Raw genomic sequence first — 19,904 nt, 5'->3', positions numbered from 1 at the left:
TTCGGCCGCCTTCGGTCAGCCGCTCCCGGACCTGCGGGAGCGCCGCCCGCGGCGGCCGGGCACCGGTCGGGCGCACAAGTCCGTCCTCTCACGCACCTTCTGACGAAACTTCACCAAATCGCCACGAGGGCGATTCCCGACCCCGTACGCTGAGTTCGGTACCGGTGGGGGCCGGCGCCCTTTCCACCGGCCACCGGTGGGCGGGCGGAGCGGCGGGTCCGGAACGCGGACGCCGGGCCGTTCCCCGCTCCCGGGCTCGGGCGGTCTGAGCAGGGGGAGGGACGATGGGGCGGATTCGCGTCCTGGTGGTCGACGACCACCGGATCTTCGCCGAAGCACTCGCCGCGGCGCTCGCCGCCGAGCCCGACGTGGAGGTGGGCGCGGCCGGCAGCGCGGCCGCCGCAGAGCGGGCGCTGGAACGCGCCGCCGCCGAGGGCCGGCCCTACGACGTGGCACTGATCGACGCCGACCTCGGGGCGGGCGGGGCGGGAGCGGTCGGACCGCCGGGGGCGGCTCCGCCGACGGCCCGCAGACGGCCCGGACCGGAGCCCGCCGAGGACGCCAGGCGCCGGGCGTCCCCGCCCGTACCGCCGCCGCGACGGCCGGCAGTACCGCCCGGGGCGCCCTCCCCGCTGTCGGCCGCGGTGCCGGGCGCACCGCCCGGCGGCACCCGCCCGGGGGCGGATCCGCTCCGGCCCGACCACCTCAGACCTGCCGCCCCGCCGCCCGACGGCATCACCCTGCTGGCCCGCCTCCGCCGCGCCCACCCCGGGCTGCGCGCCGTCGTGCTGGCCACCGCCGACGACCCGCACCGCGCCGCCCGCGCCCTGCACGCCGGTGCCACCGGGTGGGTGGCCAAGGAGAGTTCACTGGCCCGGCTGCTCGCCGTGGTCCGGGGCGTACTGCGGGACGAGACGCACCTGCCGCCCGCACTGCTCACCGGGGTGATCCGCGAGCTCACCACCGCCCGGCGGGACCGCACCGAGAGCGAGCGGCTGGTGGACACCCTGACCCCGCGGGAGAAGCAGATCCTGCGCTGCATGGTCGCGGGTCTGGGCCGGCAGGCCGTCGCGGAGCGGCTCTACCTGTCACCGCACACCGTCCGGACGCACATGCAGAACGTGCTCGGCAAGCTCGGGGTGCACTCCACACTGGCCGCCGTCGCGGTCGCCCGCCGGGCCGGGGTCAGCCCCGCCGATCATCAGGCCGTGCCGCCGCCGTCGGTGGCGGCCACCGTCGAGCGTTCGTGACGCCGGGTCGAGGGTGACGTCGGCCGGGTCGAAGGTGACGTCGGCCGGGTCGAAGGTGACGGCCGGTCGGCCGCGGGTCAGCCCGGGATGTTGTCGAACGGGGCGATCAGCAGCCGCAGCAGTGTGGCGAGTTCGGTCTGCTGGCCGGAGCTGAGCTGGGCGAGCAGTTCGCGTTCGTGCGCGAGGAGTCCGGCGAGTGCCTGGTCGGCGCGGTCGCGGCCGTCGTCGGTGAGCCGGACCAGCACGCCGCGCCGGTCGTCCGGGTCGGGCAGCCGCTTGACCAGGCCCTTGCCGGTGAGCCGGTCGATCCGGTTGGTCATGGTGCCCGAGGTGACCAGGGTCTGGGTGAGCAGCTGGCCGGGGGAGAGCTGGTAGGGGGAGCCGGCCCGCCGCAGGGCGGTGAGGACGTCGAACTCCCAGGGCTCCAGGCCGTGCTCGGCGAAGGCGGTGCGGCGGGCGCGGTCCAGGTGCCGGGCGAGCCGGCTGACCCGGCTGAGCACCTCCAGCGGCTCCACGTCGAGGTCGGGGCGCTCTCGGCGCCATGCTGCGACCAGCCTGTCGACCTCGTCCTCCATGACGATCAGTGTATCGGTGGATGTGTCGATGTGAAGTCTCTTGACATCGAGAAATATGCCGACGAGGCTGCACCGAGATATCTTGATATCGAGATACTTGCGAGGTTGACCATGACCACCCCCGTCTGGGACCCGGCGCAGTACGTGCGCTTCGTCGACGAACGCACCCGCCCGCTGCGCGACCTGCTCGCCCGCGTCCCCGTCCTTCCGCACCCCGGCGAGGAAACGATCCTCGACATCGGCTGCGGCCCCGGAAACTCCACCGCCGTCCTGCGCGAACGCTGGCCGCACGCCCGCCTCACCGGCGTCGACAACTCCGCGCCGATGCTCGCCACCGCTCGCACCGAGGGCGAACCCACCGCCGACTACGTGCTCGCCGACGCCCGCGACTACGACCCGGCCCCGGTCCGCCCCGACCTCGTCGTCTCCAACGCGGCCCTGCAGTGGATGAACCCGTCCGAGCCCGAGCCCCGACGGGGGCACCCCTCGCCCACGGCGGGCGAGGAGGGCCGGGCCGACGGCCACCTCGGCATCGTCCGGCGCTGGGCCGCCGCCGTGCGCCCCGGCGGAGCCGTCGCCCTCCAGGTCCCCGGCAACTTCGACGCCCCCAGTCACACCCTGCTCGCCGACCTGCGCCGCAGCGCCCGCTGGCGGGGCACGCTCGGCGAGGACGCCGTCCGCGCCGGCGTCCACCCGCCCGAGCACTACCTCGACGCCCTCGTGGGCGCCGGCTGCCACCCGGACGTCTGGGAGACCACCTACCTCACCGTGCTCCCCGGGCCGGACCCGGTCCTGGAGTGGGTCAAGGGCACCGCGCTGCGCCCCGTCCTGACCCTGCTCGCCGATCCGGCCGACCGGGCCGCCTTCCTCGCCGAGTACGGGCGGCTGCTGCGCGAGGCCTACCCGTCCGGGCCGTCCGGGACGGTCTTCCCGTTCCGGCGGATCTTCGCGGTGGGGACCAAGCGGTAGGGATCAAGCGGTGGGGGTCAAGGGGTGAGGATCAAGCGGTGAGGATCAAGCGGTGGGGGCCGGACGGCCGCGGGAGTACGCGGCGGGGCTCAGCCCCTGCGGTCGCCGACCAGCCTCGGGTGCCGCTCCAGGCCCTCCAGCCCGTGCCAGGCGAGGTTCACCAGGTGGGCCGCCACCGTCGCCTTGTCCGGCTTGCGGACCTCCAGCCACCACTGCCCGGTCAGCGCGACCATGCCGACCAGCATCTGCGAGTACATCGGGGCCAGCCGCGCGTCGAAGCCGCGCGACTTGAACTCCAGGCCCAGGATGTCCTCCACCTGCGTGGCGATGTCGCTGATCAGCGAGGCGAAGGTGCCGGTCGACTGGGCCACCGGCGAGTCCCGGACCAGGATCCGGAAGCCGTCCGTCGAGGTGTCGATGTAGTCCATCAGCGCGAAGGCGGCCTGTTCCAGCAGCTCGCGCGAGTGTCCGCCGGTCAGCGCCCCCGTCACCATGTCCAGCAGCAGCTGCATCTCGCGGTCCACCACCACCGCGTAGAGGCCCTCCTTGCCACCGAAGTGCTCGTACACGACGGGCTTCGACACCCCGGCCCGCTCGGCGATCTCCTCCACCGAGGTGCCGTCGTAGCCGCGCTCCGCGAAGACCGTCCGGCCGATCTCCAGCAGCTGCTCGCGGCGCTGCTTGCCGGTCATCCTGACCCGGCCGCCCCGGCGGCGCGGGGCCGGGCCGCCGGTGCTCCGGTCCGCGGCCCCGTCGGCGGTGCCGCCCTTCGGTGCAGCGGACCGCGGACGGGCCGGCGCCGTAGCGGGCGCCGCGTCCGTCCGCGTGCTGTGGTGACCGCCTGTGGTGTCTGCGCTGCTCCCGTTCACCCCTACATCATGCTGGAAGCGCCGCCTCATGCGGCGCGGCGGGCGGCGATCCGCTGCGCGTCCGGCCAGCGGACGTCCCGGACCCAGCCGGCCAGCTCGAACCAGCGGATCAGCCGGGCCGAGGAGTCGATCTGCCCGCGCAGCACCCCGTGCCGGGCCGCGGTCGGGTCGGCGTGGTGCAGGTTGTGCCAGGACTCGCCGCAGGAGAGGACCGCGAGCCACCAGACGTTGCCGGAGCGGTCCCGGGAGCGGAAGGGGCGCCGGCCGACGGCGTGGCAGATCGAGTTGATCGACCAGGTGACGTGGTGCAGCAGTGCCACCCGGACCAGCGAACCCCAGAAGAAGGCGGACAGCGCGCCCTGCCAGGACAGCGTCACCAGGCCGCCGACCAGCGGGGGGATCAGCAGCGAGATGGTGGTCCAGAGCCAGAACAGCCGGGAGATCCGCCTTATGGCCGGGTCGCGGACGAGGTCCGGGGCGTACTTGATCTGCGAGGTCTGCTCCTCGTCGAACATCCAACCCATGTGCGCCCACCAGAGGCCCTTCATCAGCGCCGGGACGCTCTCCCCGTAGCGCCAGGGCGAGTGCGGGTCGCCGTCCTTGTCGCTGAAGCGGTGGTGCTTGCGGTGGTCGGCGACCCAGCGCACCAGCGGGCCCTCGACGGCGAGGCTGCCGGCGATCGCCAGGGCGAGGCGCATCGGGCGGCCGGCCTTGAAGGCGCTGTGGGTGAAGTAGCGGTGGTAGCCGACGGTGATGCCGTGGCAGGTCAGGAAGTACAGGGAGACGGTGATCGCGACGTCCGTCCAGCCCAGCCCCCAGCCCCAGGCCACCGGTACGGCGGCCAGCAGGGCGGCGAACGGCACGAGGATGAACAGCCCGAGCGCGGCCCGCTCGGCCAGGCCCTGCTTCTCCCCGCCACGGGTGGCGGACAGCTGCGTGGCGGCGGTGTCGGGATCGGGAGACGGAGTGCGGGGCGCGGCGGTCCCCGCGCGCGCCTCGCCGGCCTGGATGGTCATGGGCGTCCCTTTGCGGCGTCCCGGAACGGGAGAGGAGCGGAGCCTACGTCGGCGTAACCTACGGCATCGTAGGTTGTGCGCCGCGTCCTGGGGAACACACCGCCGCGCGGCGCTTGAGTGAATTCACCCGACTGGATGGCTGAACCCGGGGCCCCGCGAGTTCGCCCGGGGAGCACGGATCCGGGCCCTGCGGATCGGTGCAAGTCGATACCCACGGCGGGGTCCGCTCGGGTAGGGTCTGACACGACTGTCCGCCGTGGTGTAATGGCAGCACAGGGCCCTTTGGAGGCCTTTGTCTGGGTTCGAATCCTAGCGGCGGAGCCTTTGCACGCCTCTGGTTCGGGCGTCTTCCACCGCGCCGGTATTGTCGGTGCTGCTCGGCGGACTGTGCGTATGGCGACCGGCCTGGGTCCCGGCCGGGCCTGCTCTGCCCTCTCTGTGAACCTACCGAGGAGCCTCCCCGCATGGGTGCCAATTCGCTTGCCGCCGTTGTCGTGCTCGCCGCCGGTGGCGGGACCCGGATGAAGTCGAACAAGCTGCCCAAGGTCCTGCACGAGGTGTGCGGGCGGTCGCTGGTGGGTCACGCGGTCGCGGCGGCCGGGGAGCTGACGCCGGAGCAGCTCGTGGTGGTCGTCGGGCACCAGCGCGAGCAGGTCCAGGAGCACCTGACGGAGTACTACCCCGCGGCGCGGACCGCCGTGCAGGAGCAGCAGAACGGCACCGGTCACGCGGTGCGGACGGCGCTGGAGGCCCTGGCCGCCGACGGCGCGGTGCTGAACGGCACGGTCATCGTCACCGCCGGCGACTCGCCGCTGCTGACCGGGTCGACGCTGCGCCGGCTGGCCGACGCCCACACGGCCCAGCAGAACGGCGTCACCGTGCTGACCGCCGTGGTGCCGGAGCCCTACGGCTACGGCCGGATCCTGCGCGACGAGGACGGCACGGTCGCCTCGATCGTCGAGGAGCGGGACGCCAGCGCCACCCAGCGCGCGATCGCCGAGATCAACTCGGGCGTCTTCGCCTTCGACGCCGAGCTGCTGGTCGAGGCGCTGGCCGAGCTCACCACGGACAACTCGCAGGGCGAGGAGTACCTGACCGACACCCTGGAGATCCTGCGCAAGGCCGGTCACCGGGTGGGCGCCGTGGTCGCCGAGGACCACCGGGACATCCTGGGCATCAACGACCGGGTCCAGCTGGCGCAGGCCCGCCGGCTGCTGAACGACCGCCTGCTGGAGCGGGCGATGCGCGCGGGCGTCACCGTGGTGGACCCGGCGACCACCTGGATCGACGTGCAGGTGACCTACGAGCCGGACGCCGTGGTGCTGCCCAACACCCAGCTGCAGGGCGTCACCCACCTGGCCGAGGGCTGCGAGGTCGGCCCGAACTCGACCCTGAAGGACACCCTGATCGGCGCCGGCGCCCGTGTGAGCAACACCACGGCCGACCGCGCCGAGGTCGGCGAGCTGGCCACCGCCGGCCCGTACGCCTACCTGCGTCCGGGCGCGAAGCTGGCCCGCAAGGCGAAGGTCGGCACCTACGTCGAGATCAAGAACTCCGAGCTCGGCGAGGGCGCCAAGGTGCCGCACCTGTCGTACATCGGCGACGCGACGATCGGCGAGGGCACCAACGTCGGCGCGGCCTCGGTCACCGTCAACTACGACGGCGTGAACAAGCACCGCACCGTCATCGGCGCGCACTGCCGCACCGGCTCGGACAACATGTTCATCGCCCCGGTGACCATCGGTGACGGCGCCTACACCGGCGCCGGCTCGGTGATCACCGCCGACGTACCGGCGGGCGCGCTCGGCGTGAGCCGCGCGAACCAGCGCAACATCGAGGGCTGGGTCGAGCGCAAGCGCCCGGGGACCTCGTCGGCGCAGGCCGCGAAGGCCGCGACGGACGGCGCCCCGGAGGCCTGACGCACCGGGCGGGAGTCCGGGGTCCGGTCCCGGGGCGGACGCTTTCTGCGCGGGCGCGTAACCTTGGGGACATACGTGCGCCACTGGGCTTACCGCCCGTGTCCAGGCGTACCGACAATTCCCCGACCCCGTACTGCGCGTGGGCCTCGCCTGCCCGCATCGGGTCGAGGATTCAGCGTCCGCAACGCGAGGAGACGGTGCAGTGAGCGGGATCACGACGTCGGGTGAGAAGAAGCTCAAGCTCTTCTCCGGCCGTGCCCACCCGGAACTGGCGAGGGAGGTGGCCGAGGCGCTCGGGACCGAGCTGGTCCCCACCAAGGCCCTGGACTTCGCCAACGGGGAGATCTACGTCCGCTTCCTGGAGTCGGCCCGCGGCGCGGACTGCTTCGTGATGCAGAGCCACACGGCTCCCATCAACCAGTGGATCATGGAACAGCTGATCATGATCGATGCTCTGAAGCGGGCCTCCGCCAAGAGCATCACCGCGATCCTGCCGTTCTACGGGTACGCCCGCCAGGACAAGAAGCACCTCGGCCGCGAGCCCATCTCGGCCCGGCTGGTCGCCGACCTGCTGCGCCAGGCCGGCGCCGACCGCCTGATGGCCGTGGACCTGCACACCGCGCAGATCCAGGGCTTCTTCGAGGGCCCGGTCGACCACCTGTTCGCGCTGCCGCTGCTGGCCGACTACATCGGCGAGAAGGTGGACCGGTCCAAGCTGACCGTCGTCTCGCCGGACGCCGGCCGGGTCAAGGTCGCCGACCAGTGGTGCGACCGCCTGGACGCCCCGCTGGCGATCATCCACAAGCGCCGCGACATCACCCAGGCCAACACCATCCTGTCGGCCGACGTGGTCGGTGACGTCGAGGGCCGGGTCTGCGTCCTGGTCGACGACATGATCGACACCGCCGGCACGATCTGCGCCGCGGCCGACGCGCTGTTCGAGAACGGCGCCGCGGACGTCCTGGTGGCCGCCACCCACGGCGTGCTCTCCGGCCCGGCCGCGGACCGGCTGAAGAACTCGCGGGTCAGCGAGTTCGTGTTCACCAACACGCTGCCCACCCCGGCGCAGCTCCAGCTGGACAAGATCACCACGCTGTCCATCGCCCCGTCGATCGCGGCCGCGATCCGCGAGGTGTTCGAGGAGGGCTCGGTCACGAGCCTCTTCGAGGGCGTGCACTGACGAAGCCCGCGCAGGCGGCCCCGGTCCCGGAAGGGCCGGGGCCGCCGCCGATTTCGCGCCGGGCGGCAGGAGCGGTTAGACTCGTGAAACTGCTCGGCGAGGGATGCCGTGCGCCTGCTCGACGGGCGCCCGCTCCGTGATCGACGCGCTGCCGGTGCCGGATTCCCGTCCGCCGGCAGGCCGTTGCCGCCGAGTGACCCCCGAACGTACTGAGGGTGTGGTCCCGGCGGTTTTTCGCGTTGCCTGCACCCCCGCGCCATTTTCACGAGGAGTGCAGTCGTGTCCGAGATCCGTATTGCCGCTGAGACCCGCACCGAGTTCGGCAAGGGTGCCGCCCGTCGCGCCCGCCGCGCCGGCTTCGTCCCGGGTGTCGTCTACGGCCACGGCCACGCCCCGGTTCACCTGAACCTGCCCGGCCACGACCTGATGATGGCCCTGAAGACCCCGAACGCCCTGCTGGTCGTCCCGATCGAGGGCAAGGACGAGTACGTGCTGCCGAAGGCCGTCCAGCGCGAGGCCATCAAGCGCAGCATCGAGCACGTCGACCTGCTCCTGGTCAAGCGCGGCGAGAAGGTCACCGTCGAGATCCCGGTCCTCACCGAGGGCGAGCTGGCCCCCGGCGGCAACCTGCTCGAGCACGTGCTGAACGCCCTGCCGATCGAGGCCGAGGCCACCCACCTGCCCGAGTCCGTCACCGTCTCGGTCGAGGGCCTGGAGGCCGGTGCCTCCATCCACGCCAAGGACATCGCCCTGCCGGCCGGCGTCACCCTGGCCGTCGAGGCCGACGCCGTCGTGCTGCAGGTCATCGGCGCCCAGGCCGCCCCGGTCGAGGACGAGGCCGCCGAGGCCGAGGGCGCCGAGGCCTGAGCCTCGCCCCTGAAGAGCTGAGACCGCTGCCCCGGTCGCTCCCGCTGGAGCGGCCGGGGCAGCGGTGTGTCCGGGATGATGACGTCGAGCGTGAAGGCGAGGAGTGAGGGCGCTATGGCGGACGAGTACGAGGGCCCCTGGCTGGTGGTGGGCCTGGGCAACCCGGGCGAGCAGTACGCCCGGAACCGGCACAACATCGGGTTCATGGTGGTGGACCTGCTGGCGCAGCGGATGGGCGCCAAGTTCAAGGCGCACAAGAGCCGGGCGCAGGTGGCCGAGGGGCGGCTGGCGGGCAAGCGGGTGGTGCTGGCCAAGCCGATGTCCTTCATGAACCTCTCCGGCGGCCCGGTGACGGCGCTGCGCGACTTCTACAAGGTGCCGGCCGCCGCGCTGGTCGCGGTCCACGACGAGCTGGACGTCGACTACGCGGCGCTGCGGCTGAAGCTGGGCGGCGGGGACAACGGCCACAACGGGCTGAAGTCGATCACCAAGTCGCTCGGCCCCGAGTACCACCGGGTGCGCTGCGGGATCGGCCGCCCGCCGGGCCGGATGGAGGTCGCGGACTTCGTGCTGAAGGACTTCTCCTCGACCGAGCGCAAGGAGCTGGAGTGGTTCGTGGACCGCTCGGCCGACGCGGTGGAGGCGCTGCTGTCCGAGGGGCTGGAGCGCGCCCAGGGCACGTACAACTCCTGAACGTCCGTCAACACGGTGCGCCGGGTACGCAACAGTCGTACAACGCTTGACCGGCCAAACCTGAATCCGTGTGAGAAGCCTGTGCGGGATCGGATAGCGTCGGCCCGGTACGCGAACGAGTCCTGGGGAGTTCTCGATGCGGAGTTTGGGTCCGGTCCGCCCACTGCGGCGGACCCGGGGGGTCCGGCTGAAACAGCTCGGACGGAAGGTCGGTACGGCCGGTGCGCTGGGAGCGGCAGGGGTGCTGCTGTCCGGTGCCGCGGTGGCGCACGCCGACCCGGTGGCGGAGCCGGATCCGCTGATCGCCCCGGAGCCGGCGGCGGCGCAGCCGGTGCTCGGTGAGTCGATGGGCCCCGACGCGGGCCTGCTGGCCGTCGGCGGCGGCCTGGTGGTGGCGGCCGGCGGCGCGGCGCTGTGGCTGAAGCGCAGGCGCGCGGGCGAGCCCGCGGAGTAGTGACGAGTCCTCAGGGGCCGGTGTCCACGGTGGTGGGCGCCGGCCCTTCGTCGTGCCCGCCCGGGTGTCATCCGTTTCCGGCGTGCCGGGCGTCGTGAGGGTATGAAGCGCGAATCGATGCGCCCGGGGGGCTCCGGATCCGATCCGTTCGACGAGTTCGTCGCGGCTCGGTACCAGGCCCTCCTACGGGGGGCGTACCTGATCACCGGGGACGTCCACGACGCCCGGGACCTGCTGCACGACGCGTTGGCGCGGGTCTACCCGAAGCGGACGGCGATCCGGGACGCGCGGGCGGCCGAGGCGTACGTGCGGACGACGATGGTCCGCACCCACGTCTCGCGGTGGCGACGGACCCGGCGCGAGGTCCTCACGGCCGTGCTGCCGGACTCGCCGGGGGCGCCGGTGGCCGAGCACGACGAGCAGCTGGCGGCGGCGATGCGGACGCTGCCGCCCCGGCAGCGGGCGGTGGTCGTGCTCCGCTACTACGTCGACCTGCCGGTGGCGCAGGTCGCGCAGGAGCTCGGCTGCTCGGTGGCCACGGCGAAGACGCATCTGGCGCGGGCGATGAAGACGCTCCGGCAGGAGCTGGCACCGGCGAAGGAGATGGTGGGTCATGGCGGCTGAACGGCCGGAACAGCCGGACGGGTTCGAGGAGGAGCTCGCCGTCCGGCTCGGCACGCGGGCGGGGTCGGTGGCCGGCAGTGCGCCGCTGGCGGCGCTGCGGGACGCCGGGCGGCGGCGGGCGCGGTGGCTGACCGTGCTGCGGGGGACGGCCGCGGTGGTGGTGCTGGCAGCCGGGGTGGGGATGCTGAGCCGGCTGGGCGACGGCGGGGGCCCGGGAGGCGTGGAGCACCGCCCGCCCGCGGGCGCGGCCAGTCCGACGCCCGGGGTGTCGGCCTGGAACGAGGTGGGCCCGGTCGTGGCCTGCGAGGGGCCGACGTCGCTGCGGACCCCGGGCTGGCACGATCGCTCCGTCTCGCCGTCGTCGGGCCTGTCGTCGTCGGGCCTGTCGTCGTCGGGCCTGTCGTCGTCGGGAGGTCCGACCGGGGGCCGGTCCTCGTCGGGTTTCCCGTCGGGCGGCTCGCCGTCGAGTGGTGGTCCGTCTACCGGCTTCCCGTCGGGCGGCTCGCCGTCGGGCGGTGGTCCGTCGGGTGGCGTGCCGTCGACCGGGTTCCCGGCGGCCCGGCCGACGTCCTCGGGCCCGTCGTCCCCGTTGTCGTCCGCGCAGCTGATCCGGCTCGATCTGGCGCGGGCGGGTGAGGCCGTCGACAGGGTGGCGAACACGGGCTACCGGGACCACTACTTCGGCAGTTGCCGGGACGCGGAGACCGGCACGCTCTACGTGATGCGCGTTCCGGGCAGCGCTCTGGACGCCGCGGCGGCCGGCGCGGCGGCCGACTGGCCCTCGGTGAAGCTGCAGTTCACCGATGCCGCGGCCTCGCGCGACGAGCAGGAGGTCCTGGTGGGCAGGATCGACGGGGACCGCGCGTACTGGCACTCCGAGGGCGTGGAGATCGGGTCCGTGGCGGTCGGCGGCGACGGTGCCGGAGTGGTGGTCGGCACCCCCCAGTGGGAGTCGGCCGGGGCACGGATCAAGGCGAGGTACGGCCCGCTGGTGGTCGAGGTGCGCTAGCGGACCCCGCGGACCCCGCGGCACGCGCAGGGGCCGACGGCACGCGCCGTCGGCCCCTGTCGGCGTGCCCCGGGTCAGCCGGTGTTGCGCAGACCGGCGGCGATGCCGTTGACGGTCAGCAGCAGCGCGCGGGCGCGCAGCGGGTCGTCGTGGCGGCCGGCCTCGACCTCCTCGCGCTGGCGGCGCAGCAGCGCGACCTGGAGGTAGGAGATCGGGTCGAGGTAGGCGTCGCGGACGGCGAAGGTCTGCTTCAGCACCGGGTTGTGCTCCAGGAGTTCGCTCTCGCCGGTGAGCCGGAGCACCTGGCGCAGGGTGAGGGCGTGCTCGTCCTTGATCTGGTCGAAGACGTGGCGCAGTTCGCCGGGCACCAGCTGCTCGACGTAGTGGCTGGCGATCCGCAGGTCGGTCTTGGCCAGCGTCATCGCGACGTTGGACAGGAAGTTGCGGAAGAAGTGCCACTCGCCGTACATCTCGTCCAGCACGTCGCCCAGGCCCGCCGCGCGGGCGGCGGCGAGGCCGGAGCCGACGCCGTACCAGCCGGGGACGATCTGGCGGGACTGGGTCCAGCCGAAGACCCACGGGATGGCCCGCAGGCCGTCCAGGCCCGCGCCGGAGTCGGGGCGGCGGGACGGGCGGGAGCCCAGGTGCAGCGAGGCGAGCTGGTCGACCGGGGTGGCGGCGAAGAAGTACTTCGGCAGGTCCTCCTGCTCGACCAGGCCGCGGTAGGCGGTGTGGGCGGCCTCGGAGACCTGGTCCATCGCGGCGTCCCAGCGGGCCAGCGACTCGGGGGCCTGGCGCGGGGCGGTGTGCAGCGCCGAGGCCGAGAGGGTGGCGGAGATGGTCAGCTCCAGGTTCTCCCGGGCGAGGGAGGGGAGCAGGTACTTGTCGGAGATGACCTCGCCCTGCTCGGTGACCTTGATCTCGCCCTCCAGGGTGCCCCAGGGCTGGGCCAGGATGGCCTCGTGCGAGGGGCCGCCGCCGCGGCCGACGGTGCCGCCGCGGCCGTGGAAGAGGCGCAGCCGGATGCCGTAGCGGTGGGCGACGTCGCGCAGCCGGCGCTGGGCGCGGTGGATCTCCCACTGGGAGGTGGTGATGCCGCCGAACTTGGAGGAGTCCGAGTAGCCGAGCATGACCTCCTGGATGTCCCCGCGCAGCGAGACGAGCAGGCGGTAGGAGGGGTCGGAGAGCATCTCGTCGAGGATGCGGTCGGCCTGCTGGAGTTCGTCGGTGGTTTCCAGCAGCGGCACGATGCCGATCTTGGCGATGCCGGCGTGCAGGTCGATCAGGCCGGCCTCGCGGGCCAGGACGGTGGCGGCGAAGACGTCGTCGGCGCCCTGGCACATCGAGATGATGTAGCTCTCGACGATCTCGTCCCCGAAGCGCTCGAAGCCCTCGCGGATGGTGTTGAAGACGCCGAGGGTCTTGGTGCCGGCCTCGTCCAGCGGGGCCGGGGTGGGGGCGAGCGGGCGGCGCGAGCGGAGCTCCTTGGCGAGCAGCTTCTGCCGGTACTCGCGCGGCATGTCGGCGTAGCGCCAGGCCTCCTCGCCGAGGCGGTCGAAGAGCTGGCCGAGGGCGTGGTGGTGGGCCTCGGCGTGCTCGCGCACGTCCATGGTGGCGAGTTGGAGGCCGAAGGCCTCGATGGTGCGGATGGCGCGGGCGAGGCGGCCGTCGGCGATGAGCTCGCCGCGGTGGGAGCGCAGCGACTCCTGGATCAGCCGCAGGTCGGCGACGAGCTCGCGGGTGCCGAGGTAGTCGCGGCCCTCGACGTGCGGGGTGCCGCCGGCCAGGCGCTCGCGGGTGTTCTCCAGCTTGAGCCGGATGCAGGTGGCCTTGAGGCGGTAGGGCTCCTCGGCGTTCATCCGCTTGTAGCGCGGGCTGAGTTCGGGGAGCACGTGCAGGTCGGTGTTGAGCGAGGCGAGCAGTTCGACGGAGGCGCCGGCCAGCCGCTCGGAGGTGGAGAGGGTGTTGCGCAGGTCGTCGATGGCGTCCAGCGCGTCCTTGATGCCGTACTCGTGCTGGAGGTTGAGGACGTCCCAGGTGACCTGCGGGGTGACGTTGGGGTTGCCGTCGCGGTCGCCGCCGATCCAGGTGCCGAAGGTGAGCGGGCGGACGCCGTCGGGCAGGGTGAGGCCGACCCGGGCGAGTTCCTCCTGGAGTTCCTCCAGGACCTCGGGGACGGCCTCGCGGTAGAGCTCGTCCAGGTAGTAGACGGCGTTGCGGGCCTCGTCGGTGGGCTCGGGGCGGGCGATGCGCAGCTCGTCGGTCTGCCAGAGCAGGTCGATGACCTCGGCGAGGCGGCGGTCGGCGGAGCGCTTGGCGCTGCTCGTGCGGGCCGGGTCGGCGGCGACGAGGCCGGAGGCGAGCTCCTCGCGGTGGATGCGGTCGAGGAGTTCGCCGATCCGGCGCAGCTTGTTGAGGACGCTGCGGCGGGCGGCCTCGGTGGGGTGCGCGGTGAAGACGGGGCGGACCGCGAGGTGGGCGAGGGTGTCCTGGAGGTGCTTGGGGTCGGCCTCGGCGAGCTGGTCGGCGGTCTGCGCGAGGAGGGAGCCCTCCCGGGCGCGGCGGGTGGCGAACTCGCGGCCGCGGTGCACCTGCTCGGTGACGTTGGCGAGGTGGAAGTAGGTGGAGAACGCCCGGACCAGCTTGGCGGCGGTGTCCAGGTCGATGCCGGACAGCAGTTCGGCGGTGGCCTCGCCGTCGGTGCGGCTGAGCAGGCGGACCTGTTCGACCAGGCCCAGCAACTGGGGGCCTTCCTGGCGGACCAGCGTCTCGCCGAGCAGGTCGCCGAGGCGGCGGATGTCCGCCCGCAGGGCTGCGTTGTCAGCGACGACGGGCGTGGGGCTGTCCGCCGGGTTGGGGACCGGAGCGGTCACGGCTGGCTCCCTGTGGTGGTGGGGTTCGGCAACGGCTCATCGTCACAGGTCCACAGGCGTGTGGCGGGTGTGACGCGTGCGGACCGCGCTGTCCGACGCGACCAGCATAGGTGTCGGGGCGTGCCCTGTCCGCGAGGTGGCCGGATGGCGGACAGCGCCGCCGAGGGGCGCCTGTGGTCTGGACCACTTGGCGGACCCGGGAGGTGTGCCGGACAATCCCGGTGGGGAGGGGTGGGGGTTGCCGCATAGTCTGTCGGACATGAGCAAGTCGCCTGGGGAGCGCGCGCCGGACCGGTCGTTCTGGTGGTGGAAGCGGCCGCGCAGCGCCTTCCTGGACATCGGGCTGGCCCTGCTCGCCGCGCTGGAGTGCGCGGTCAGCACGATCGCCTTCCTGTCCGCCCGGGTGGACCTGACCACCGCGGGCAAGGTCGGGATCGCGGTGCTCGCCACGCTGGCCGGCGGATCGCTGGTGCTGCGCCGGCGCTGGCCGGCCGTCCCGGTGCTGGTCACCCTGGTCGCGATGCCCGGGATGCTCGGCGTGCTGCTGCTGGTGGTGGCGCTGTACACGCTGGCGGAGACCTGGGAGTGGCCCTCGCGGCGCTGGCGGGTGGTGGCGCTGTCCGCGCTGGCCTTCGCCGAGGCGGTCGCCGTGATGATGGTGTCGATGCTGACCCCCGGCGACTCCGGGGCGGAGCCGCCGCCGCTCTGGGGCCAGGTGCTGATAGCCGTGCTGGTCGCGGTCGGGCTGACCGTCCCGCCGGTGGTGACCGGTCTGTACGTGGGCGCGCGGCGCCGGCTGATCGAGTCGCTCAAGGACCGCGCGCACGGCCTGGAGACCGAGCTGGACCTGCTGGCCGAACAGGCCCAGGAGCGGGCCCGCCGGGCCCGGCTGGAGGAACGCACCCGGATCGCCCGGGAGATGCACGACGTGGTGGCGCACCGGGTGTCGCTGATGGTGGTGCACGCCGGGGCGCTGGAGCGGATCGCCGGCAAGGACCCGGAGAAGGCCGCACAGAGCGCCAAACTGATGGGCGAGGTGGGTCGGCAGGCGCTGAACGAGCTGCGCGAGATCCTCGGCGTCCTGCGGATGGACGACGAGCGGCCGCCGGAGCCGGACTCGCTGGCCGGGCTGCCGCGGCTGGTGGACCAGTCCCGGGCGGCCGGGATGGCCGTGACGCTGACGGTCAGCGGCAGCCGGCAGGAGTTCACCGGCGAGGCCGAGCAGACCGCCTACCGGGTCGTCCAGGAAGGGCTGACCAACGCGCACAAGCACGCGGGCGGCGCACAGGTGTCGGTCCTGCTGGCGTACGCGCCGAACGGGGTACGGGTCAGCGTGGTGAACGCCTGCCCCGGCGGGGAGCGGGGCGCGGCCCAACTGCCCAGCGGGGGCAACGGGCTGGTCGGGATGCGCGAGCGGGTGATCGCCCTGGGCGGCACCTTCTCGTCCGGGCCGGAGGCGGACGGCGGGTTCCGGGTCGAGGCGGTGCTGCCGTCCCGGCTGGCGGTACGGGCCGAGCGGCTGCGGTAGCCGTCGGCCGTTCCCGGTGCCGTTCGTGCCGACGGGTGCCCCGGCGGCCGGCGGCCGTTCTGGCGGGGCACCCCCGGCCGGTGTTCTCCGGCCGGTGTTCTCCGGTCGGTCTTCCTCCGGCCGGTCTTCCGGTGCCCGGTGCCCGACGCCCCGGTGCCCGCCGGCCTCTCAGTAGCCGTCGGCCGTGCGCAGCCGTTCCGGAGCGGTGCCCAGCACCAGGGCGGTGATCGCCTGGTCGATGCCGTGGCCGAGGAACCACTCGCCGGTGTGGTCCAGGCTGTAGACCCGGCCCTCCTCGTCGACGGCCAGCAGCGCCTGCCCGTACGCCTCCTCGCCGAGCGGGGCGACCTGGACGCCCAGCGCCCGGCCGAGGTCGAGCAGGGTCCGGGGCTGGTGCAGGCCGCACAGCGGGTCGATCAGGAACGGGGTGCGGGCCAGCTGGCGGCCCGGACCGGACAGGTCGAAGGCGAGGCCGCCGAACTCGGCCCAGGCCTCCACCGCCGCCGGGAACACCGCGTGCCGCGCGCCGGTGGGCTCGCCGTGCCCGACCAGGGTGTCGGCCCACTCCTCGGCCTGCTGCATCTCCCAGCGGCCGGGGTGCCAGCCCGCCGACTTGAGTTCGGCGGCGACGTCGGCGGGGAAGCGCGGGCGGGTCCGCCCGGCGGCGCCGGTGGCCTGGTCGCCGGCGGCGGTCAGGGTGGCCGGCGGGGGTGGGGGCGGGCTGGGCGGGTTCAGGGCGGACTCCTGGGCTCGGGGACGGGGGACGGACCGGGCCGGCACTCGGCCGGTCAGCGCGAGGGGGGCCCGACGGCCACGCTCTGCACGGTGAAGTGCTCCAGCATCGGGGCGCAGGAGCGGCACGGCGGGGCGTGGGTGCCGTGCGCCGGATCACCCTCCTCGCGGATCCGGACGGTCGTCATCCGGGCGCCCTTGAGTGCCTTGCGCGCCTCGTGCAGGCTCATCGGCTTGCGGGCGGCGCGCTTGGAGCGTCGGCCGTCGACCGCGGTCAGGTACTGGGAGAGCAGGACGGCCTCCGGGCAGCGGCCGGTGAACCGCTCGCGGGCCTCCAGCGGCACGGTGTCCAGGAAGCCGGTGACCAGGTGGTGCAGGACCGGGCGCCGCTCGTCCTTGCCGCCCGCCAGGGTGTGCACCTCGCCGCCCTTGAGCGACAGCGCGGCGGCGACGGCGGGCAGCAGGCTGTCGCGGTGGTGGCGCAGCACGGGCGGGTCCGCCGGCTCACCGCTGGTCATCCGTCGTCCTCCTCCTCGTTGCCCGGTGTCGGCCGGAATGGCCCGGCCGGTCCTGGCCAAGCCTGTCAAACGACACCGACATCCGTACAACCGGGGTGCGGCGGCGACGGATACCGGGCGGATCGGACGGGCACCCGCCCGATGCTGGCGGAACGCGCTCCGCCGCGTCCTGACTTGTCCGCTGATGTACCGAAACCCCCTCCGGCCCGGACGGCGGCCGGTACCGTTCCGGCGGCGGGCCGGGGGAGCGAGGGCGGCGCGGCCGCCACCCCGGGGTCGTCGGCCGGGCCGACTCCGGTGCCCGCGGCGGACGTTGAGGCCTCCGGGTGCCGCCCGCGCCGGCCCGCCCGCAGCCCGCGTCCCGTCAGCCGGGGCGCCGTGCCGGGCCGTTCCCGACCGCCGGACCGGCCGTCCACGAACCACTCGGCCGCCCCGCACCCGCGCCTCGTCGGGGCGCGGCGGGAGCGGGTGGCGCGGGCGCCGGGCGGACCGTGGCGGGCCGGTCCGTTCCCGCGCGGCTTCTCCACAAAGCCGGGGGTCCGGGCCTCGAGGGGACCCCCTAGGCTGGTGCCAGCAAGCACCGAGTATTTGCAGCAGCCAGTGGGGGCTCCCAGATGACGACAGGTCGGCCCGGCGTCGCCGCCGCACCGAACGCGGCGTACGCAGGTCAGGTGGTGCAGTTCCCGGATCCGGTCCGTGCCGAGCGGCACCCCGCCGGGGTCAGCGTGGACGAGTACGGCTACCCGGACTTCGGCCCGTACGCGGCCGCCGCGGCCGAGGTCGCCGACCCGCCGGACGGCTTCGGCGTGGACGAGCTGCGACTGACCGACTACGTCTCGGCCAACGCCGCGCTCTACACCCAGGGCCACCCGCTCTGGGCCGACCTGGACACCGCCGTGGCCACCCCGCCCGGCTGGACCTGGCACCACGCGGTCGGCGGCGCGGCCCCCGGCTGGCGCCGGATGGAACTCGTCCCGGTCGAGGTCAAGGCACTGCTGCGGCACCACGGCGGCCTGGCCACCTCCGCCGCCGACCACACCCGCCGCGGCACCCGCCCGCTGCAGGAGCGCCGGCCCGTCCACTTCTCGCTGGCCAAGGACGGCGGCGACCCGATCGGCGTCGCCGAGGACCTGGTCCAGCGCGCCGAGGAACGCCTCGGCTACCGGCTGCCCGGTGCCTACCGCACCTTCCTCAAGCTCGGCGGCGGCCGCGGCCCCGTCGGAGTGGCGCTGGACACCGACCTCGGTCTGCTGTTCGACCAGCCGTTCCTGACCCTCACCGAGGAGTACGGCACCGAGGACGTCGTGTACGCCAACAAGTGCCTGCGCGACCACCTCACCAAGGACTTCCTGGCCGTCGCCTACGCGCAGGGCGGCCTGGTCGCGCTCAAGGTGCGCGGCGAGCGGACCGGTTCGGTCTGGTTCCACCTGTACGACGATGCCCGCGACTCCGGTGCCCCGGAGGCCCCGGAGGACCGCTGCGCCCGGCTGCTGCTGCCCTGTGGCGAGAACTTCGACGACTTCCTGCTGCGGCTGGCCGGCAGCCCGCCGGAGCTGGAGACGGTCGCGGAACTGATGGTGGACGGCGGGTTCGCCCGGGCCGTCCCGGTGGGCTGATGCACGGGGACGCGGCGATGGCGGTGGTGCTGGTGGAACGGGGGACGACGAGGATGCGGACAGGGGTGAACCGGGCGTGGTGACGTACGCGCAGGCGCAGGAGCTCGCCGAGGAGTGGATCAACGGCGGGGTGCCGCGCTCGCAGCAGCGCGAGGTGCGGGTCCGGGAGTTCGACCTGGGCTTCGTCTGCTGGGCGATGCCGCCCGGGGACGGCGCCGGGGACGGGGCCGCGGGCCCGGACGGCCCGGGCGGTGGCCCGGGTTCGGGCGGGTCCGGCTCGGGTGAGGCGCGGCTGGTGATCGCGCGGGACTCGGGCGCCAGCACGCTCTGGCCCGCGCTGCCCGTCAACGAGGTCGTCCGGCAGTTCGAGGAGGTCTACGGGCGGCCGGTCGCGGCCAACCCGGCCGGGGCGGCGAAGCCCGCGCCCGGGCCGGTGGAGGCGACGTCCTTCCTGCTCAGCCCGCCGCAGTGGCTGCAGGAGGCGGGGGCCGCGGCGATCGCGGCGGAGGCGGAGCGACTGGGCGCCGGTGCGCCTGCGCCCTTGCCTGCTGCCGCGCCGACGCCTGCCGCGCCGACGCCCGCTGCGCCCGTGCCTGCTGCCGCGTCGGCGCCCGCGCCGGTTCCCGGGCCCGCCGAGGACCCGTTCGCCCCGCCGGTGCCGCCCGCGCCCGCCGTGCTGACCGAGCCGCCGGTCTCCGACCGCCCGGCCGGGGACGCACCGACCATGCTGGCCCCGCCGCCCGACGTCGCGCCGCCGGTCATCGCGCCGCCGCAGCCGGGCACCGCCGTCCCCCTGCCGCCGCCCGTCGAGCCGGTCGCGCCGTTCGCACCGCCGTTCGCACCGCCGTTCGCACCGCCCGCCGGGCCGCCCGCCGGGCCGCTCGCAGGGCCGTCGGCCGGCGCCGAGGCGGCGACCGTCCTGATGCCCGACGGGCTGCGGACCACCGGGTCGGACCGGCCCGACGCGCCCGCGCCGGCCGGCGCCGAGGCCGCGACCATGCTGATGCCGCCGGCGAGCGGCGGCTACGGCGTGCCCCCGGTCCCGCCGTCCGCCGTCCAGCCCCCGGCCGCCCCGTCGGCCCAGGCACCCGCTCCCGCCCCGGCCGCCGAGCCGGCGCCGACGCTGCTCGCGCCGCCGGACGCCGTGCCCGGGCTGATGGGCCTGCCGGGTGCCCCGGCCGCCGCGCCCGGTGCGCCGGTGGAGCACGCGCC

17 protein-coding genes, 1 tRNA gene and 1 pseudogene are annotated in these 19,904 nt (G+C 74.2%); 13 read left to right on the top strand and 6 right to left on the bottom strand.

The features are described from left to right. Positions 1–284: 284 nt before the first annotated feature. On the top strand, positions 285–1,250 hold the full coding sequence (locus ACFV04_RS37900) for a LuxR C-terminal-related transcriptional regulator (RefSeq protein WP_380343322.1): 966 nt from the start codon (positions 285–287) through the stop codon (positions 1,248–1,250). Positions 1,251–1,327: 77 nt separating this feature from the next. Here ACFV04_RS37900 and ACFV04_RS37895 read toward each other — a convergent pair whose 3' ends face one another. After that, positions 1,328–1,825 carry a MarR family winged helix-turn-helix transcriptional regulator gene (locus ACFV04_RS37895; protein WP_380343324.1) on the bottom strand — a complete coding sequence of 166 codons (498 nt, stop codon included), beginning with the start codon at positions 1,823–1,825 and terminating at the stop codon, positions 1,328–1,330. Between the two features lie 111 nt (positions 1,826–1,936). Here ACFV04_RS37895 and ACFV04_RS37890 point away from each other — a divergent pair, with 111 nt between their 5' ends. Then, positions 1,937–2,794, top strand: coding sequence for a methyltransferase domain-containing protein (locus ACFV04_RS37890; protein WP_380535519.1), 858 nt, complete (start codon positions 1,937–1,939; stop codon positions 2,792–2,794). Between the two features lie 89 nt (positions 2,795–2,883). Here ACFV04_RS37890 and ACFV04_RS37885 read toward each other — a convergent pair whose 3' ends face one another. Both ACFV04_RS37885 and ACFV04_RS37880 read right to left on the bottom strand, forming a co-directional pair. Continuing rightward, positions 2,884–3,486, bottom strand: coding sequence for a TetR/AcrR family transcriptional regulator (locus tag ACFV04_RS37885; protein ID WP_360259311.1), 603 nt, complete (start codon positions 3,484–3,486; stop codon positions 2,884–2,886). A 203-nt stretch (positions 3,487–3,689) separates the two neighbouring features. After that, positions 3,690–4,679 (bottom strand): acyl-CoA desaturase, encoded by a 990-nt coding sequence (locus ACFV04_RS37880; RefSeq protein ID WP_380343327.1) that lies wholly within the window; start codon positions 4,677–4,679, stop codon positions 3,690–3,692. 250 nt (positions 4,680–4,929) lie between these two features. On the opposite strand from ACFV04_RS37880, the gene ACFV04_RS37875 reads away from it, so the two are divergent. The 8 genes from ACFV04_RS37875 to ACFV04_RS37840 all read left to right on the top strand — a co-directional run bounded on the left by ACFV04_RS37875 (position 4,930) and on the right by ACFV04_RS37840 (position 11,425). Further along, positions 4,930–5,000 (top strand) — tRNA-Gln (locus tag ACFV04_RS37875). Positions 5,001–5,143: 143 nt separating this feature from the next. After that, positions 5,144–6,598, top strand: a complete 1,455-nt coding sequence (glmU, locus tag ACFV04_RS37870) for a bifunctional UDP-N-acetylglucosamine diphosphorylase/glucosamine-1-phosphate N-acetyltransferase GlmU (protein ID WP_380535517.1) — start codon at positions 5,144–5,146, stop codon at positions 6,596–6,598. A 202-nt stretch (positions 6,599–6,800) separates the two neighbouring features. Beyond that, the gene (locus ACFV04_RS37865) at positions 6,801–7,778 is read left to right on the top strand and encodes a ribose-phosphate diphosphokinase (RefSeq protein ID WP_380343332.1); all 978 of its coding nucleotides are present in this window, start codon (positions 6,801–6,803) and stop codon (positions 7,776–7,778) included. Positions 7,779–8,057: 279 nt separating this feature from the next. Then, entirely contained in the window at positions 8,058–8,645 is a 588-nt protein-coding gene (locus ACFV04_RS37860) for a 50S ribosomal protein L25/general stress protein Ctc (protein ID WP_380343335.1), read from the top strand. 114 nt (positions 8,646–8,759) lie between these two features. Further along, a complete protein-coding gene (gene pth, locus ACFV04_RS37855) occupies positions 8,760–9,338 on the top strand; it encodes an aminoacyl-tRNA hydrolase (RefSeq protein WP_360259323.1) in 579 nt (192 codons plus the stop codon). A 241-nt stretch (positions 9,339–9,579) separates the two neighbouring features. Next, positions 9,580–9,792: a hypothetical protein gene (locus ACFV04_RS37850; RefSeq protein ID WP_360259325.1), complete on the top strand. Its 213-nt coding sequence runs from the start codon at positions 9,580–9,582 to the stop codon at positions 9,790–9,792. 102 nt (positions 9,793–9,894) lie between these two features. Beyond that, entirely contained in the window at positions 9,895–10,416 is a 522-nt protein-coding gene (locus ACFV04_RS37845) for a SigE family RNA polymerase sigma factor (protein WP_380343338.1), read from the top strand. After that, positions 10,406–11,425, top strand: a complete 1,020-nt coding sequence (locus ACFV04_RS37840) for a hypothetical protein (protein WP_380535514.1) — start codon at positions 10,406–10,408, stop codon at positions 11,423–11,425. The genes ACFV04_RS37845 and ACFV04_RS37840 overlap by 11 nt, the downstream gene beginning before the upstream one ends. Before the next feature lie 74 nt (positions 11,426–11,499). On the opposite strand, the gene ppc is transcribed toward ACFV04_RS37840, so the two are convergent. Continuing rightward, entirely contained in the window at positions 11,500–14,298 is a 2,799-nt protein-coding gene (ppc, locus tag ACFV04_RS37835; RefSeq protein WP_380343343.1) for a phosphoenolpyruvate carboxylase, read from the bottom strand. Positions 14,299–14,557: 259 nt separating this feature from the next. Here ppc and ACFV04_RS37830 point away from each other — a divergent pair, with 259 nt between their 5' ends. Beyond that, the gene (locus ACFV04_RS37830) at positions 14,558–15,826 is read left to right on the top strand and encodes a sensor histidine kinase (protein WP_380343346.1); all 1,269 of its coding nucleotides are present in this window, start codon (positions 14,558–14,560) and stop codon (positions 15,824–15,826) included. A 168-nt stretch (positions 15,827–15,994) separates the two neighbouring features. On the opposite strand, the gene ACFV04_RS37825 is transcribed toward ACFV04_RS37830, so the two are convergent. Both ACFV04_RS37825 and ACFV04_RS37820 read right to left on the bottom strand, forming a co-directional pair. Then, entirely contained in the window at positions 15,995–16,522 is a 528-nt protein-coding gene (locus ACFV04_RS37825; protein ID WP_380343358.1) for an SUKH-3 domain-containing protein, read from the bottom strand. Between the two features lie 92 nt (positions 16,523–16,614). Next, positions 16,615–17,076 (bottom strand): YwqJ-related putative deaminase, encoded by a 462-nt coding sequence (locus ACFV04_RS37820; protein ID WP_380535511.1) that lies wholly within the window; start codon positions 17,074–17,076, stop codon positions 16,615–16,617. Between the two features lie 614 nt (positions 17,077–17,690). Between ACFV04_RS37820 and ACFV04_RS37815 the strand changes: the two genes are divergently transcribed. Together ACFV04_RS37815 and ACFV04_RS37810 are read left to right on the top strand one after the other, a co-directional pair. Further along, entirely contained in the window at positions 17,691–18,692 is a 1,002-nt protein-coding gene (locus ACFV04_RS37815; protein ID WP_380535509.1) for an SMI1/KNR4 family protein, read from the top strand. Between the two features lie 76 nt (positions 18,693–18,768). Next, positions 18,769–19,904, top strand: a pseudogene (locus ACFV04_RS37810) (hypothetical protein); the annotation flags it as partial.

Source organism: Kitasatospora sp. NPDC059599 (genome assembly GCF_042735125.1).
In the GTDB taxonomy this organism is placed as follows: Bacteria; Actinomycetota; Actinomycetes; order Streptomycetales; family Streptomycetaceae; genus Kitasatospora.
Note: the sequence above shows the minus strand (reverse complement) of the source record. Positions and strands in the feature narration are given on the sequence as shown.